We start from the raw sequence: 15,990 nt of genomic DNA on the forward strand, positions 1-15,990 counted from the left end.
ACGGTGAAGCAACCCCTGTTCACCCGCGCCCGGCGGCTCTGTTAGGCTCAAGGCCCATGTCCTCCCCCTCCCTCCCCCGGCTTGTTCTCGTCCTCGCCCTCGTCTGGGGCGGCGCTGTCCTGGCGCAGCCCCAGCGCAAGCAGCCCCAGGAGTTCCAGACCCGCAAGGAGCTGACCGCGGAAGAGAAGGCCGCCGCCAAGGCGCGCGCCATGGGCAACAACCTCAACGGCTACGGCAAGGACGTGCAGATCAAGGAGACGCCCATCCCGTGGATGGCCATTGGCCTCGTGGGCATCGTCTTCCTGGTCGCCGCGCCCTTCGCCATCCGCGCGTACCGCGGCACCGTGAAGGAGATGGCGGATACCAACACCTTCGGCGCCCGCGGCAACGCCTCCGAGGACGAGGCCTGAGTCGAGGAGGCGCGAGCCTTCCTCCTCCGCCTCACGCTGGACGGACCTCCACCGCTCCGCCCGGCGACACGTCGATGTGAACCGGCAGGAAGCGCCGCAGCACCTCCGCCTGGACCGTCATCGCGCCGGTGATGCGCGCGGCGGTGAAGCGCGTGGTGCCCGGCGTCACCGCCCCCAGCCGCCCCGACGCCAGCAGCGCCGCCGGCAGGAGCAGCTGCTCCGCCAGGTGCTCATCCAGCGCGCCCCCCGTCTGCATGAACCGGGTCAGCGCCTCCGCCGCCTCGCGGCCCACGCCCTCCGCGTCGTGGCCTCCGTTTCCCAGCGAGGTGAAGGCCGCGACGGTGTGCTCGAACTGCGCGAGGATGAACGTCGCCGTACCCTGCGAGCGCGTCACCGGCACGGGCCGGTTGTCGGCCTCCGCCAGGATGCCCCGCTCGCGCAGCGCGGCCACCGCGGCGCGGGACTGACGCTCCGCGATCGCGAAGGGCAGCCCGCCCACGAGCGTCATCACCCGCACCTCGCGCAGCACGCCGCGCGCGGGAAGGTCCACGCGCACCGGCGGCTCCACCGGCGCGCCGATCTCCGCGGTGAACTCGCCCGCGCCCTCCGGGTGGAAGCCCGCGTGCGTGAGCGACAGCTGCACGGGCAGGCCGTACGCGCGCGCCACCGGCAGCCACGCGCCGACCAGGGCGTGGAAGCTGGGGCTGTCGCGCAGGTGCGTGGCGCCGCGCAAGGTGAGCCGGCCGCCCCCCGCGAGCGCCAGCGGATACACCAGGCACTGGAAGAGCCGGGGCGTGCTCCCTGATGCGCCGGCCTCCAGCAGGTAATCCCCCGCGCGCACCGGGCCGGGGGTGAAGTGGATTTCGGAGGCGCCCACGACGGCGCCCTCGCTGGTGCTGGTGCTCAGGGCCTCCGCGCCGCGCACGTACGCCAGGTGCTGCGGGCGCAGGCCGGAGGGCTCCCGGCGCTCGCGCAGCCGGGTCAGCTGGAAGGGACGGCCGGTGATGAGCGACAGACACAGCGCGGAGCGGAGGACGTGGCCACCCCCCTCCCCCATGCTTCCGTCGAGCAGCACCCGCCCGGAGTCGGGCCGGTCGTGACCGGTCATGTCCCTCCCGTCATGGTGTCAGGCGCGCGGCCCTTGAATGGCCGCGGTCCGCGTTGACGGCGCGGCAGCCTAGCAGACGCCGCGCGGGGGGACCGGGGAACTACGGCTCGTCCAGCGCCGGCAGCACATTCACCTTGAGCGCACTTGGCTCCGCCATGGAGTGATGCACCCGGTGCATGGCGCGCACGAAGTCGGTCGGCTTCGCCTCGTTGATGTTGGGCACGAAGGTCTGGGGGTTGCGGTCGATGAACGGGAACCAGCTGGACTGCACCTGCACCATCAGCCGGTGCCCGCGCTGGAAGGTGTGGAACACGTCGTTGATGACGAAGCGCACCTTCGTCACCTCGTTGGGGGTGAAGGCCTTCGGCTCCGAGTAGCTGTCGCGGAAGCGGCCCCGGAACGGCTCGCCGCGCACCAGCGTCTGCTGGCTGCCCCGGTTGTGCTCCCCGGACTGCTCCTGCTCCTTGGTGAAGCCGGGCACCTTGCCGGGGTTCACGTCCACCAGCTTCACCACCCAGTCCGCGTCGCTCCCGGTGGTGGAAACCCACAGCTCCGCCTCCAGCGGGCCCGCCACGGTGAGATCCTTCTGAAGGGGCTCCGTCTGGTAGACGAGCACGTCCGGCCGCCGCGCCGCGAAGCGCTGATCCTCCGTCATGTAGGCCTTGGACCAGCCAGGGCTCAGGTCCTGGGTGTACGGCACCGGCTTCGCGGGGTCGCTCACGTATTCGTCGAACGACGGCGCGGTGGCCGTGGGCGCCTGGAACGTCAGCGCGCCCTGGGGTTGGAAGTACAGCCGCGTCGGCTTCGTGCCCTTGGGCGGCCACGCGTCCAGGCGGCGCCAGCGGTTGGCGCCGCCCTCGAAGACCAGCGCCTCCGGGGCGCCCGCGTCCGGGCCGCCCTTCAGGTGCTGCTGGAAGAAGGCCAGCACCAGGTCCTGGTACGTGGTGCTGGTGGGGAAGCCGAAGTCCGCGTCGCCCAGGGACGTGCCGCTCGAGCGCATCCAGCCGCCGTGGGGCCAGGGGCCCATCACCAGCGTGTTGGCGATGCCGGGGTTCTGCTTCTCGATGGCGGCGTAGGTGTGGAGCGGGCCGTAGAGATCCTCCGTGTCGTACCAGCCGCCGACCACCATCACCGCCGCCTTGATGTTCTTCAGGTGCGGCAGCAGGTTCCGCGCCTGCCAGAAGGCGTCGTAGTTGGGGTGCGCGACGATCTCGTTCCAGAAGGCGATGTCGCCGTGGAAGTGCTTCGCGTCCGCGTTGGACACCGGCCCCAGGTCCAGGAAGAACTGGTAGGCGTCCGGAGTGCCGAAGTCGAAGGGCTTCCAGTCCACGTCGTCGGTGGGCGCGGGGCGCGGCTTGCCGAAGCTGGAGAAGAAGCTGAAGGAGAGCTGGAGGTTGAGGGCGCCATGCCGGTGCATGTCGTCCCAGAACCAGTCCGCGATGGGCGCCTGCGGCGACACCGCCTTGAGCGCGGGGTGTGAGTCGATGGCGCCCGCGGACGAGTAGAAGCCGGGATAGGACACGCCCCACATGCCCACGCGGCCGTTGTTGTTCGGCACGCGCTTCGTGAGCCAGTCGATGGTGTCGTAGGTGTCGCTGCTCTCGTCCACCTCCTTGCCGCGCTTGGTGTCGCGGTGGGGGCGCATGTTGACGAACTCACCCTCGGACATGAACCGGCCGCGCACGTCCTGGAAGGCGAAGATGAAGCCGTCCTTCTCGAACGCGGCGGTCGCCAGGGTCTGTTTGTACTGGCCGGCCCCGTAGGGCCCCACCGAATACGGCGTGCGCATCAGCAGCACGGGGTAGCGCTTCTGGGGGCTGGCGTCCGTGGGGACATAGAACGTCGTGAAGAGCTTCACGCCGTCGCGCATGGGGATGCGCACCTCGTACTTGGCGTAGTGCGACCGGATGTAGGCCGCGCGCTCGGCGTCTGGGTCCGCGGCGGACTTCGGGGGCGTGGCGGATGACTGCGCGACGGCGGTGCCGGACAGGGAGAACAGCGCGAGCGCGGTCAGCAGGCCGCGGGTGCCGAAGGACATGATGCCCTCCTCGGGTGCGAATGCAGGGGGACGCCATCTTGGGCGATGCGGCGCGGGCAAGGAAGCTGGATCGCTCCGCCGGCGCGCGAGAACGTGCAACCGTTGCACGCCCCAGGGCTGGCGCGATCATGCAAACCTTGCATGCACGGCAATCTTTGCTCATGTCCTCAAAAGCAGACATGGCTTGTCGAATAAATCGCGCGCCTCGCGTCTCGTGATGGCAGGGCGCATTCGAGCGCTCCCTCCAGACCGCATCCACGCGGGGGACACGGACACATGATCGGCATTCACAGGACCTGTTTGAAGATGTGGATTGGCGCGGTGATGTTGACCACCGCGAGCGCGTTCGCGGAGCCGCCGGAGCCGCCGGAGCCGCCGCCGACCAACGGCGCGCAGGGCACGCAGCTGCACGGCACGGATCGCTTCGAGTCCATCAACATCCCGCTGGCGTCGGTGGAGCCCTCCGCGCCTCCCGCTGGCGTGACGTGCGCTCCCGCCAAGGCCCTGGCGCTGGGGGGACGGGTGGCGGCGCTCCAGGGGTGCAGCGGAGGCAGTCCGCCGGTGACCTCGCGCTTCCTGGAAGGCCCTGCGCTGGTGGGCACGTCGTTCCGCGCGCCCTTCGAGGGCCGCTCGGTGAAGCTGGTCATCACGGATGCCCGATGTCACGTCCCCATCAAGGGGCCCAGCAAGCCCAACTGCACGCCAGAGGAGATCCTCGATGGCACGGCGTACTGGGAGTACAGCGTGACGGCCTCCACGAATGATGGGACGACCATGCCGCTCTGTCCGCTGGGCAGCGGCTTCGCGCTGCCGGTGCCCAACGCCTGGTCCGCGGGGGGAGCGCTGCTGCCCAACCCGGACTACTTCACCTTCGCGTGCACGCCCAAGAACGAGGGCACGGATGAACTGCCCTTCTTCGTGGGCGGTGGCGTCATCGCCAAGTGCATCGACTGGGGCTACCCACCTTGGGCCGGTGCGTATACGCCGGACCTCGCGCTGAAATTCCACCAGCTGTGCACGCGCATGGCGATGGCGGACTACTGCGGTGAGGGGCGCAGCAACACGCTCGACGGAACGCCGTTGTTCTTCATGGGCGTGCAGAACGCGATCGCGATCAGCACCAACGGGCGCCTGCCCAAGTGGCTGGGGAAGGACAACGGCTACTCGCTGGAGGCCGTGTGGAAGATGAGCGCTTGCGGCGACGTCCGTCCGTTGTGCCTGGGCAAGACGCGCTGGGACAGCCTGCCGCTGGAAGCGACGTGCGTGAATCGCGCCCTCGATCTGCATGAACGGACCCAGCCTTGTGAGGACGTGGACATGGGCGCCCTGGCCGGCACGACGCTCCTCGTGTCCTATTCACTCTTCATCGACCATGCGCTGGTGTCCTTCCGCGCCAACGGGACGAGCTTCGTGACGACGAGCGCGGTGACGGTGGACCTGAAGACGCATTCCTGGGGACCGGACGTGTCCGCGTATGGCCTGGACCTGGATGGGAACGGGGTGGCGGACGTGTCGCCGTTCGTGCCGATGCGCATGGAAGGCCCCCTGCTCTCCGCGAAGCTGCCCGATGAGATCCTCAAGCGCATGGGGAAGCTCATCACGCCGCTGTACCGCTGCTCCGACGGCCTGGGCCACTACCTGCTCACGAACAACCCCGCGTGCGATCCACGCCAGGGCTACACCCGCCTGGTGGTGAACGGAGACCGCGGCATCGAGGGCTATCTGTACAGCGCCGTGGACACCACCAGCACGGGCCAGCGGCGGCCGTTGAAGCTGTGGCATCACCCGACGCTGGGCCTCTTCGCCACGTCGACCGAGGCGCCGGACGGCTACACCTTCGTTCGGGACCTGGGGTACCTGCCGTCGGTGGGGCAGCTGCCGGGACGCGACCTCTAGGTCCCGGGAGTCACGGCGCGGACGCGCACACGCGCATCCCGATGAAGGGGAAGCGTGTGCGCGGTTCGCCGTCGCCGTGGTTGAGGGTCCGGGCGGTGAGCGCGTCCTGGTAGAACGAACCGCCGCCATACGCGGGCGTGCCAGCGGTGTCCGTCACCAGCCACTCCCACACGTTGCCGGACAGGTCCGCCACGCCGAAGGGGCTGTCCGACGCGGGATGCGAGCCCACGGCGTCCGGTCCGAAGGCCCGCGGCTTGCGGCCATAGGTGGCGTCGAAGTTGGCATCATCCGGCGCGAGCACCGGGCCATGCGGATAGTCGCGGCCATCCGCGCCCCGGGCCGCACGCTCCCATTCCCGTTCGGTGCACAGGCGGGCGCGGGGGACCCGGCCGGTGGCATCCAGCCACGCGACGTACGCGCGGGCGTCCTCCCAGGAGATGCCGGACACGGGGAAGCGGCGCCAGTCCTGTTCGGCGCGCAGCTCGCGGTCCAGGTAGCGCAGCGGCTCCCCTTCCCTCGCCTGGTAGGAGATGCCTTCGTGCTCCAGGTGGAAGGTCCAGGTGCCAGCCGGGGCCGGGCGCAGCTCCAGGGTCCCGAAGTAGTTGGTGCCTCGGGGCCTGCGCGCGGCGCGCTCTGGCGCGGGCAGGTCTCGCAGCCAGGCGATCCAGTCCGCGTACGTGACTTCGTGTCGCGCGATGAAGAAGGCCCCCGTGGTGAGCGGGTGCAGCGGGCGCGTGTGCACGATGGTGCGGCGGATGGCCTCGTCGTCGCCGCTGCCGTAGAGGAAGCGGCCGGGAGGCACGTAGACGTAGCCCTCCGGGACCTGTTCGGCGAGCACGACCCGGGCCTGGAAGGTGCCACCGCGCGTGAGCAGCACGGGGTAGCGCACGGGCGGACGGTCCGGGAGCGTGAAGGTCAGCCGGTACGAGCCGGGCTCCAGCGTGAGGCCCGACGTGATGGGCGTGGTGCCGAACGTCCACGGCTTGGACCAGTGCTGGGGGCCAGGGGTGGCTTCCACGCGTTCGACCTGGACGGTGGCGCCGGGGGGATCGCTGTCCAGCTCCATGGAGACGGGGCGGGTCAGCTCCTGGGTCGTGCCGCCGGAGGGGTCCAGTTCTTCCAACTGCTGGGTCAAGGTGGCCTGGACGTCAGGCTTGCGGTCCCGCTCCGCGACGAGGATGCGTTGGAAGAGCACCTCGGCGGCGCGTGAGTCCAACGCCTTGTTCCAGCCCCGGCCCACGCGCGTCCGAGAGGCTTCGAGGAGCTCGCTCGCGTCCTCGTAGCGGCGGGCCTGCTTCGCGCCGAGGGTCAACGCGCGGGCCCAGGCGTCCTCGGCGGCGGCCATGTGGTCGGAGTCGAACGCGGTGAAGGCCTCGGCACGGAGAGCCTCGATCTGGACGTCCATCGCCCGGCACTCCTCGACGAGGGGGGCCGCCAGGGCCAGGGCCTGCTCCGCGTCGCTGCGCCGGGACCACTCCTTGGCCCAGGTGCCGCCGATGAGGATGGCCACCGCAAGGCCTGGGAGCGCGAGCACGCGGGTGAGCCTCAGCCACCGGGGCCTTGGGGGCGCGAGGGGTTCCTGGGCTGGACGCGGGGCGGTGGACTCCAGCGCCTCGCGCAGGGCCTCGGCGGAGTCGAAGCGCGCGGACGGATCATGCGCGAGGCAGCGGGCGACGACCGCCGCGAAGGAGGGATCGACACCGGGAACGATGACGTCCAGCGGCGCGAAGCTCCGGGGCCGCAGCGGTGCTTCCGCGAGCGGCCCGGGCGTGGTTCCTCCGCAGAGTTCGTAGAGCAGGACGCCCAGCGAGAAGAGATCGCTCCGGACCGTGGCCGGTTCCCCACGCCAGACCTCGGGCGCCATGTAGAGCGGCGTCCCGATGCGGCCCGTGGCCATCAGCTCCGGGGGGCCGAGCTGGAGGGGCGGCGAGAGCGGAGAAGCCGTCGCGGTCCGTTGCGCCACGTTCGCGGCAGCGGCGCTCAACGGGTTCGCCGGGATGTGCCGCGTGGCCGCGGGCGCCGCGGTGTCGTCTCCGGTGCTGGGGCCCGGGTGCCGCGGCCCCGCTTCGCTGCTGGCGCGGACGGGCACATCCACCGTGGCATCACCCTCCGGTGACCCGGCTCGCGGGCCCTCCGGCTGGCGCGCGGGCGCGACGGGGGCCAGGGCCACGTCGAGCAGCTTCGCCACGCCGAAGTCGAGCAGCTTCACCTGCCCGTCCTCGGTGAGGAGCGCGTTCGCGGGCTTGAGATCCCGGTGCAACACCCCCTGTCGGTGCGCCGCCGAGAGCCCCTTCGCCAGCCCGACGCCAATCTCCCGCACGCGCGTCCACGGCACCGGCCGCGCCATCTGGTCCAGGCTCGCCCCGCGCAGGAACTCCGAGACGAGATACGGCCGATCCCGCACCTCCCCCACGCGGTGGATGCCCACCACGTTCGGGTGCTGCACCCGGGCGATGGCCCGCGCCTCGGTGCGGAAGCGCTCGCGCTGCACCTCATCCGGAGCGACGCCCGCGATGAACTTCACGGCGACCAGCCGGTCCAACACCGTGTCGTGCGCGAGGTACACCTCCCCCATCGCCCCCCGCCCTAGCGGCTGCAGGATGCGGTACTCACCGAAGGTCGCGGGAGGTTGCCAGGCTGAAGGCAGGTCGCTGCTCATTCCTCCGCCGGGCCCCGGCCTCGCGATGACGGAATGCGGTGCTGCTTCATCTTGAACGCGAATGTGCGCAGCGGCATCCCGATGAGCTGGGCCGCCCGGGTCTGCACCCCACCGGTGGCCTCCAGCGCCTCCATCATCCGCCGCCGCTCCAGCGTCCGCAGCTCCTCCGCCAGGTTCTGGAACACCCGGGGCGAGGCGGCCGTCCCCTCCTCACCCCGCGCGGGCTCCGGCGGCGTCGCCCTCAGCGAGTCCGGCAGGTGCGACGGCTCCACCACCGGTCCCGGCGACATGGCCGCCGCGTACTCCACCGCGTTCTTCAGCTCGCGGACGTTCCCAGGCCAGCCATGCGCGCTCAGGACCTCCATGGTCGCGGCGGACAGGTGCAGCGGTGGGCGCCCCGCCCTGGCGCACGCATCCTCCAGGAACGCTCGTGCGAGCAGGGGCAGCTCCCTCGGCCGGTCCCTCAAGGGCGGCAGCATCACCACCGCCGCGGACAGGCGGAAGAAGAGATCCTGCCGGAACCGCCCCGCCTTCACCTCGTCCGCCAGCACCCGGTGCGTCGCCGCCACCACGCGCAGATCCACGGGCCGCTCGCGCGAATCCCCCAGCCGGGTGATCACCTGTTGATCCAACGCCCGCAGCAGCTTCGCCTGGATGGGCAGCGCCAGCTCCGCCACCTCGTCCAGGAAGAGCGTCCCGCCGCTGGCCCGCTCCAGCAGGCCCGCGCGCGCCCGGTCCGCGCCGGAGAAGGCGCCCCGCTCATGGCCGAACAGCTCCGCCTCCACCAGGCTCTCTGGCAGCGCCGCGCAGTTGAGCGCCACGAACCCCTGCGCCGCCCTCCGCGACCAGTGATGCACCGCCCACGCCGCGTTCTCCTTGCCGGCCCCCGTCTCGCCGTGGATGAGCACGGGCAGTGGGCTCGCCGCCAGCCGGCGCAGCAGTTCGAACAGCTGCAGCAGCGCCGTGTCCGCCACCACCACCGACCGCTCGCCCAGCGCCAGCCGGTACATCGACGGCCCGCTGACCCGCGTCTCCCCGGGCGCCGCCGCCAGCGCCGCCGCCCGGGCCGCGCCGAGCAGCGCATCCCCCTGCATCCCATCCCCTGGCGCGTGCGCCAGCCCCGCCCGCACGCGCCCGGCGAGCGGCGTGAGCACCGACACCAGGTGCGCCGCGGCGGCCTCCGCCTCCTCTCCCGACAGGTCCGGCAGCAGCACCATCCACGTGCCTCCCAGCTGTCCCACGCCATCCATCAGCCGCAGCGCGCCATGCAGCGCCCGCCCCAGCTCCGCCGGCGACACCCACGCGGACTCCACCTCCAGCGCCAGCACGCTCACCGCGTGCCCGGTCGTGCGCACCCGCTCCAACTCCTCCGACAGCCGCGCCCGCAGCCCTTCGGCCTCCAGCGCCCGCCGCTCCGGCAAGGGCCGCTCGCCCCGGTGGAACACCAGCGTCACGTTGCCCAGCGTCACCACGTCCCCGCCGTCCAGGGGACGCGACCCCTGCACCGGCTCGCCGTTGACGCGCACGCCGTTGTGGCTGCCCAGGTCCGCGATGAACGCCTCCCCCTCCGCCACCCCCACCTTCGCGTGCTGGCGGCTCACCGACGCGTCCTCCACCAGCACGTCCACCCCCGCCGCCCGTCCAATCACCACCGCCCCCTCCCGGGGCAGCGGCACCAGCGTGGAGCTGTTCCCCACCAGCAGCAGCAGGTACAGCCGGTCCGTCGCGGCGGCGCGGGAGGCTCCCTTGCGGGGGGCCTCGGTCTCCCTCAGGTCAGGTGGCAGCATTCCCTGAAAGAATGCCCAGGCCCTTGAACCCCGGGCAACCGGCACGTCTGATTTGCGGGTCGGGCCATGCGCGGGGGATGCTCGCTGTCTGGGAGGAGACGGGTTCCATGGCCAAGATGCTGCAAGAAGGGGATGCGGTTCCGGACGTCACGCTGAGGGGGCCGGGCGACGCGCCGGTGCGCCTGCGCGACCTGCTGGGTGACAAGGCGATGGTCATCTACTTCTACCCGCGGGATGACTCCCCGGGATGTACGGTCCAGGCCTGCTCCCTGCGGGACCAGTACCAGGACTTCACCGACGCGGGCGCGGACGTGGTGGGCATCAGCAGCGACACCGCGGAGTCGCATGAGAAGTTCGTCGCCAAGTACCGCCTCCCCTTCCGCCTCCTCAGCGACCCGGACGGCGCGGCGCGCAAGGCCTTCGGGGTGGGCACCAACTTCCTGGGCCTCCTGCCGGGCCGGGTGACCTTCATCGCCGACCGGGCGGGCACCATCCGCTACGCCTTCGACTCGCAGGTCCAGGTGAAGAAGCACGCCTCGCTCGCGCTGGATGTCGTCCGGTCGCTCACGGGCCAGGGCGCGGCTCCCACCCGTCCTGCCTGACAGACGCGCTGGCGTCGCGTTTGCCGGTAGACTGATTCACGGCGTCCTGGCCGTGGGAGCCAGGACGTCGCGCCCCGTTCGCGAGCAACATGGGACACCTGGGTGGGCCGGAGGTCACGTCATGCGGTTTCATTGGATGCTGGGACTGTTGTGCCTGGGCTGCGCCAGCCTGACGAAGGACCTCCACGACGAGAACGCGGCGGGCGAGGAGGAGGTGCCCACCGAGGAGACGGTGTACCTGGTGTCGCTGGACGAGGCCCTGCTCACCATGCGGCACGTCTTCGAGGAGCAGCGCTACGACGTCTTCGAGCGCGAGGGCCACCACGAGCTCTACACCTCCGCGCACGAGCCCGGGTTGAACCTGCCCGGCAACCGCACCTACGAGCGCTACTTCGTGAAGGGCGCGGCGCTGGGCCCCCGCCAGTCCGTGGTCCGCGTCTTCCGCCTGCGCTACCGCGAGCAGGACACCAACATCGAGATCAAGCCCAAGTGGCTCAACGAGCGCATCGAGGACGAGGAGAAGTACCTCGCGCGCAAGACGTTCGAGCGCTTCACCTTCGACGGCGTGCCGGACATGGAGGGCTTCAAGATGGTGCGCGGCACCCGCGACCTCCCGCTGGAGCGCAAGCTGCTCGCGAAGCTGGAGATGGTGCCCTCGCTGGAGCTGGTGGGGGGCAAGGCGTCCGCGCCCGTGCGCTCGGTGCAGGTGGAGGGCTGGGAGGAGGACGTGGCCCACTCCGCGCCCGTGACGTGCGGGGAGCCGCTGCCGGGCGTGGAGCCGCTGCTCACCGCGGGGCACACGGTGCTGGTGTCGGACCCGCTGGGCACGCGCGAGCTGCCAGAGGCCGCCACGCGGATGCTGTGCGACGCGGTGGAGAAGAAGCTGCCGGTGGCGCTCGCGCTGTCGCTGCCGTCGGAGGATCAACCCTCGCTCGATGAGTACCTGGCCTCCGCCGGTGGCAACGAGGACCTGGAGCGGCTGCTGGTGGTCAGCTCCTTCTGGCGCCGCGTGTACCAGGATGGCCGCAGCAGCGGCGCCATGCTGCGCCTCATCGAACAGGCGCGCCGCCTGCGCGCGCAGGGCAACGCCATCACGGTGCTCGCGTTCGACTCCAACTCCGCCTCCGGCAACTCGCGTGAGGAGGAGATGGCCCGGAACCTCATCGCGTACCGGCAGGCGAACCCGGACGCGTGGCTGCTCGCGCTCGCGGGCGACGTGCACGTGCGCACGAAGCCGGTGAGCTGGAACAAGGACTTCGAGCCCCTGGGCTCGCGGCTGCTCCGCGCCCTGCCCGCCTCGCCCGTGAAGGCGCTGGAGGTGGGCTTCGCGCGCGGCTCGCAGTTCTCCTGCCGCTTCAACGTCTGGGAGCAGGTGGAGTGCAACGTCTACGCGCTCAGCCCGTCCGTGGAGGTGCGCCAGGAGCCGGGCACGCCGCGCAAGGTGGCGCTGTTCTCCTCCCCCAGCGACCGGGGCTTCCACGGTCGGCTCTACGTGGGGGCGCTCAACGCCTCTCCGCCCGTCATCCAGCGCGTGACCCAACCGGTGGCCCAGCAGCAAGGGGCCGCGCACCCGCCGGACGCCACGCCCTGAGGGTCTTCACCTGAAGTGTCAGGCTGTGCCGACGGGGACGGCGACGACGCCGACGCGGTCCCCTTCACGAAAGGGGGCAGGACCATGCGGTGGCACTGGACGTTGGGGCTCTTGTGCGTGGGCTGCGCGAGCCTGTCGCGTGGACTGGATGGGGCTCCGGCGGACGCGGAGCCCATGCCCACCGTGGAGAAGGTCTACCTGGTGCCGCTCGACGAGGCGATGTTCGTCGCGCGCCGGCTGCTGGAAGAGCAGCGCCTGGACATCTTCGAGAACAACACCACGCACGAGCTGTACTCCCAGTCCTGGGAGATCGGCGTGAACGCGCGCGGCAACCGCACCTTCGAGCGCTACCTGGTGCGCCCCGAAGCGGTGGGGCCGCGCCAGTCGCTGGTGCGCATCTTCCGGCTCCAGTACCGCGAGGCGGACGACGCCATCATGCAACAGACCCCCGAGCCGGGCAGCCAGAGGGCGAACGACCACACCTACAACCACTTCCGCGAAGCGTTCACGCACGACACCTTCGAAGCCGTCCCGACGATGGAGGGCTTCAAGCTGCGCCGTGGCTTCCGCGACCTGCCGCAGGAGCGGAAGCTGCTGGCCCGGCTGGAGATGGTGCCATCGCTGGAGCTGGTGGGCGGCAAGGCGTCCATCCCGGTGCGGGAGGTGAAGGTGGACGGCTGGACCGCGGAGGCCCCGGACGCGGCCCCCCGCTGCGGCGATCCCGTGGAGGGCGTGGCGCCGCTGCTCGCCGGTGGAACCACCGTGCTGGTGGCGGATCCGCTGGGCACGCGCGAGCTGCCGGACGCCGCCGCGCGGATGCTCTGCGACGCGGCGGAGAAGAAGCTGCCGGTGGCGCTGGCCCTGTCGGTGCCGTCGGTGGACCAGTCCGCGCTGGAGGAGTACCTGGCGAGCGCGGGCACCAATGAGGACCTGGAGCGGCTGCTCGTGCTGAGCGACTTCTTCCGCCGCGTGGACCAGGACGGCCGCAGCAGCGCGGGCGTCATCCACCTGGTCGAGGCCGCGCGCCGCCTGCGGGCCCGGGGGAGCGCCATCTCGCTGGTGGCGTTCGACTCCAAGGAGGCGGCGGGCAACGCGCGCGAGGCGGAGATGGCGGCGAACCTGCTGGCCTTCCGCCAGGAGCACCCGGACGCGTGGATGCTGGTGCTCGCCGGTGACGTGCACGTGCGCACCGGCGGCGTCGGCTGGGACTCGAAGTTCGAACCCATGGGCCGGCGGCTGACGCGGGCCCAGCCCTCATCGCCCGTGCTGGCGCTGGAGGTGGGCTTCGCCCGGGGCGCCCACTACGCGTGCCGCTTCAACGTCTGGGAGCAGGTGGACTGCGACGTGCACGGCATCAACCCGACGGTGGAGGCACGCCAGGAGCCGAACACGCCCCGGAAGGTGGCGATGTTCGCGTCGCGGGGGGAGACGGGCTTCCACGGCCGGCTCTACCTGGGCACGCTGAGCCCGTCCCTGCCCGTCCTCCACCGCGCCGTGCGGGCCCCGGAGAAGCCGGAGGCCGCGCACGGCGAGGCGCAGGGGACTACGGCGCCTTCGAATTGAGCTGGACGCCGCTCACGACGAGGCCGTAGACGGCGTCCACGGCCGGCGTCGCGGTGTGGGCGTCCTGGACCAGCTCATCCGCCAGGACCTCCACCTTCCACGTCCCCGCCCCGGGGTTCGCGATGAGGACGTTCTCCACGGTGTCCACCTTGTTGGAGGCGCCGCCGGCCGTGGAGACGTTGCCCGCCGTCAGGCCGTTGTTGCCCCAGTAGATGACGCCGCTGGGCGCCGTCACGCGCAGCGACAGGTCGTTGATGCGCGCCTGGGCCGCGCCCACGGTGCCCATGGGGTCCTTGTAGGCCAGGGTGACGTTGAGCTCCGGCTCCCCGCTGGCCACGGTGAAGGTGTACGTCTTGGTGGCGAGCGGCGTGAGGATGTCCGTCTCGTCGACGACGAACGTCTTCGCGGCGCGGTCGTACAGGCGCTTCAGGTCGGACGTGCCCCAGCCCTGCTTGTTGCGGTCGATGTCCGCGTTGGCGCCGCCGGCCAGCCAGTTGTAGCGGGCCGCGCCGTTGATCATCAGCGCCTTGGCGGTGGCCATCTTCGGGCGGCTGGTGAAGACGTCCGCCGCGCCGCCGTGGCCGGCCCACACGCCCTGGTGCCACATCTGGTGCAGCAGGCCGAAGTGGCCGGAGGTCTGCGGCGTCGCGGAGCTGGTGCCGCTGAACTCCGTGTAGCTGCTGTCGGTGGAGCCGGACGCGCCGCGGATGCTGTCGTAGTAGAAGGCTAGGTCCGGCTTGATGCGGCCGTCCGCCGCCGGGCCGATGCTCGCGCCCGTGGACCAGCTGTCATCCGCGCGGGTCTGCGTGTTGTAGTGACGGATGCCGCCCACGGACACGATGTTCTTCGCCCACGCCTGCGGGCGTGAGTTGCGCGAGCCGCTGTTGCTCTGCGACTGCGTGCTCAGCAGCGGCGCCTTGAACAGGTAGTCATCCACCTCCGCGGAGATGGTCGTGTACGCGGTGGTCAGCGTGCTGCCCACGCTGGAGGTCTGGAACACCGCGCGGTAGGGGCCGGTGGGGTTGAGCAGCTCCTGGTTCATCGTGTAGCGCGACTTGGTGCCGCCGAACTGGGTGGACTCCGAGTAGAGGAAGAAGATGCCCTGCCCGCCCGGCAGCAGGCCCCGGGCCAGCGGGTCCACGCCCTTGGCGAAGTTGTGGCTGTAGCAGCTGGTCCCGTGCAGGGAGCCGGAGCTCGTGCCCGTGCTGTGGATGATGGGCGCGGTGGGCCACTCGCGGTGGGTGGTGCGCAGCTCGGTGTCGAACACCTCTCCGCGAACGCCCTGCCCGTTCCAGCCCTTGAGCGTCTCGATGTAGTTGGCGCCGCCCGTCTCGCGGACGATGTCCATGTCCACCTCGCCGGGGCCCCCCCAGCGGTCGACGAACTGGACCTCGTTGGCGCGGGCCACCTGGGCCAGCTGCTCCTGGCTGAGCGTGGCCTCCACGCGCAGGCCGCCCGGCTCCACCAGCTCCACCTTGCCGCCCAGCCGCTCCACCAGCGCCGTCACGCGGGCCTGCCGCGCGGGGCCGCCCTCGCCCAGCATGATGGAGTAGCGCTGGGGCGCGAGCGCCGCCGCCCGGCCGAGCAGCGCGTCACGGAGCACCGGCTCCAGGCGCCACTCGGGGTGGTAGTCCCCCACCCAGCGCACCGCGGGCAGCTGCGCGACGCGGGCCTTCACGTCCGCCGGCATCTCCACCAGGTACGTGTGGTCCGACAGGAAGCGCAGCACCTTGCCGCCCGCGTTCTCGATGGCCTCGCGGTACTCCGGCAGCGGCGTGGCGTGGAACTGCACCAGCGACAGCGTGTTGTCCCGGTCCGCCACCAGCGCGTTGCCCAGCAGCGGCGCGTTGCGCGCCAGCGGGTCGAACGAAGCCTCCGCCAGCCGGATGAGGTACGCCTCTGGCTGCACGCGCCCCAGCAGCTCCGTGCCGCCGCGCGTGTACGCGGAGAAGGCCTGCTCCGTGCCGTCCGCCTGCCGCTCGCGCCAGACGTGCAGCTGGACGCCGGTGTCCTTCACCACGTCCAGGGTGCGCAGGGCGCTGACCTGCCGCGCCGTCCGGTGGAACACCAGCCCCGCCGGCGTCGCCAGGGTCTGGCCACCCGCCGGGAGCGTCGTCGCCACCGCCGCGCCCGGAGCCGCCTGAGCGCGCGTGGCCGCCGTGGGGGTGCGCTCCGCCGCGAGCGCCCCCGCCGGAACCACCAGGGTGCACCCCAGCACCAGCGCCGTCACCGGCCGCCAGCCACCACGGGACGTCGAGAACCGCTTCTGCATGCTCTGCATGTCGGCACTCCCTTTAAAGTGAGAAAAACCTGTAATACGTATTAAGGAAGTATTT

At 71.3% G+C, this 15,990-nt stretch carries 10 protein-coding genes; 5 read left to right on the forward strand and 5 right to left on the reverse strand.

Annotated features, from left to right (window positions below; translation table 11 throughout):
* The first annotated feature begins 56 nt into the window (after positions 1–56).
* Complete coding sequence (locus tag FOF48_RS21510) at positions 57–410, forward strand: hypothetical protein (RefSeq protein ID WP_143904621.1); 354 nt, start codon at positions 57–59, stop codon at positions 408–410.
* 31 nt (positions 411–441) lie between these two features.
* Here the strand turns inward: FOF48_RS21510 and FOF48_RS21515 are convergent, their stop codons facing one another.
* Both FOF48_RS21515 and FOF48_RS21520 read right to left on the reverse strand, forming a co-directional pair.
* Complete coding sequence (locus FOF48_RS21515) at positions 442–1,518, reverse strand: RNA 3'-terminal phosphate cyclase (RefSeq protein WP_143904622.1); 1,077 nt, start codon at positions 1,516–1,518, stop codon at positions 442–444.
* Between the two features lie 100 nt (positions 1,519–1,618).
* The gene (locus FOF48_RS21520) at positions 1,619–3,556 is read right to left on the reverse strand and encodes a CocE/NonD family hydrolase (protein WP_143904623.1); all 1,938 of its coding nucleotides are present in this window, start codon (positions 3,554–3,556) and stop codon (positions 1,619–1,621) included.
* A gap of 324 nt (positions 3,557–3,880) precedes the next feature.
* Between FOF48_RS21520 and FOF48_RS21525 the strand changes: the two genes are divergently transcribed.
* Positions 3,881–5,452: an ADYC domain-containing protein gene (locus tag FOF48_RS21525; protein ID WP_143904624.1), complete on the forward strand. Its 1,572-nt coding sequence runs from the start codon at positions 3,881–3,883 to the stop codon at positions 5,450–5,452.
* Between the two features lie 10 nt (positions 5,453–5,462).
* Here FOF48_RS21525 and FOF48_RS21530 read toward each other — a convergent pair whose 3' ends face one another.
* Positions 5,463–8,111 (reverse strand): bifunctional serine/threonine-protein kinase/formylglycine-generating enzyme family protein, encoded by a 2,649-nt coding sequence (locus tag FOF48_RS21530; RefSeq protein ID WP_143904625.1) that lies wholly within the window; start codon positions 8,109–8,111, stop codon positions 5,463–5,465.
* Complete coding sequence (locus FOF48_RS21535; protein ID WP_186002009.1) at positions 8,108–9,898, reverse strand: sigma 54-interacting transcriptional regulator; 1,791 nt, start codon at positions 9,896–9,898, stop codon at positions 8,108–8,110. The genes FOF48_RS21530 and FOF48_RS21535 overlap by 4 nt, the downstream gene beginning before the upstream one ends.
* Positions 9,899–10,005: 107 nt before the next feature.
* Here FOF48_RS21535 and FOF48_RS21540 point away from each other — a divergent pair, with 107 nt between their 5' ends.
* The 3 genes from FOF48_RS21540 to FOF48_RS21550 all read left to right on the forward strand — a co-directional run bounded on the left by FOF48_RS21540 (position 10,006) and on the right by FOF48_RS21550 (position 13,654).
* Positions 10,006–10,500 carry a peroxiredoxin gene (locus FOF48_RS21540; protein WP_143904626.1) on the forward strand — a complete coding sequence of 165 codons (495 nt, stop codon included), beginning with the start codon at positions 10,006–10,008 and terminating at the stop codon, positions 10,498–10,500.
* A gap of 121 nt (positions 10,501–10,621) precedes the next feature.
* On the forward strand, positions 10,622–12,091 hold the full coding sequence (locus FOF48_RS21545) for a hypothetical protein (RefSeq protein ID WP_143904627.1): 1,470 nt from the start codon (positions 10,622–10,624) through the stop codon (positions 12,089–12,091).
* Positions 12,092–12,175: 84 nt separating this feature from the next.
* On the forward strand, positions 12,176–13,654 hold the full coding sequence (locus FOF48_RS21550; RefSeq protein ID WP_143904628.1) for an erythromycin esterase family protein: 1,479 nt from the start codon (positions 12,176–12,178) through the stop codon (positions 13,652–13,654).
* Here the strand turns inward: FOF48_RS21550 and FOF48_RS21555 are convergent.
* Complete coding sequence (locus tag FOF48_RS21555; RefSeq protein ID WP_143904629.1) at positions 13,635–15,935, reverse strand: S8 family serine peptidase; 2,301 nt, start codon at positions 15,933–15,935, stop codon at positions 13,635–13,637. The two genes, FOF48_RS21550 and FOF48_RS21555, sit on opposite strands and share 20 nt — an antisense overlap.
* Positions 15,936–15,990 lie beyond the last annotated feature (55 nt).

Origin of the sequence: Corallococcus sp. Z5C101001 (assembly GCF_007352635.1) — a bacterium.
GTDB classification, from domain to species: domain Bacteria; phylum Myxococcota; class Myxococcia; order Myxococcales; family Myxococcaceae; genus Corallococcus; species Corallococcus silvisoli.

Coding starts and splice junctions, on each gene's coding strand:
- FOF48_RS21510 (WP_143904621.1), top strand. CDS start 57: ATGTCCTCCCCCTCCCTCCCCCGGCTTGTTCTCGTCCTCGCCCTCGTC.
- FOF48_RS21515 (WP_143904622.1), bottom strand. CDS start 1,518: ATGACCGGTCACGACCGGCCCGACTCCGGGCGGGTGCTGCTCGACGGA.
- FOF48_RS21520 (WP_143904623.1), bottom strand. CDS start 3,556: ATGTCCTTCGGCACCCGCGGCCTGCTGACCGCGCTCGCGCTGTTCTCC.
- FOF48_RS21525 (WP_143904624.1), top strand. CDS start 3,881: ATGTTGACCACCGCGAGCGCGTTCGCGGAGCCGCCGGAGCCGCCGGAG.
- FOF48_RS21530 (WP_143904625.1), bottom strand. CDS start 8,111: ATGAGCAGCGACCTGCCTTCAGCCTGGCAACCTCCCGCGACCTTCGGT.
- FOF48_RS21535 (WP_186002009.1), bottom strand. CDS start 9,898: ATGCTGCCACCTGACCTGAGGGAGACCGAGGCCCCCCGCAAGGGAGCC.
- FOF48_RS21540 (WP_143904626.1), top strand. CDS start 10,006: ATGGCCAAGATGCTGCAAGAAGGGGATGCGGTTCCGGACGTCACGCTG.
- FOF48_RS21545 (WP_143904627.1), top strand. CDS start 10,622: ATGCGGTTTCATTGGATGCTGGGACTGTTGTGCCTGGGCTGCGCCAGC.
- FOF48_RS21550 (WP_143904628.1), top strand. CDS start 12,176: ATGCGGTGGCACTGGACGTTGGGGCTCTTGTGCGTGGGCTGCGCGAGC.
- FOF48_RS21555 (WP_143904629.1), bottom strand. CDS start 15,935: ATGCAGAGCATGCAGAAGCGGTTCTCGACGTCCCGTGGTGGCTGGCGG.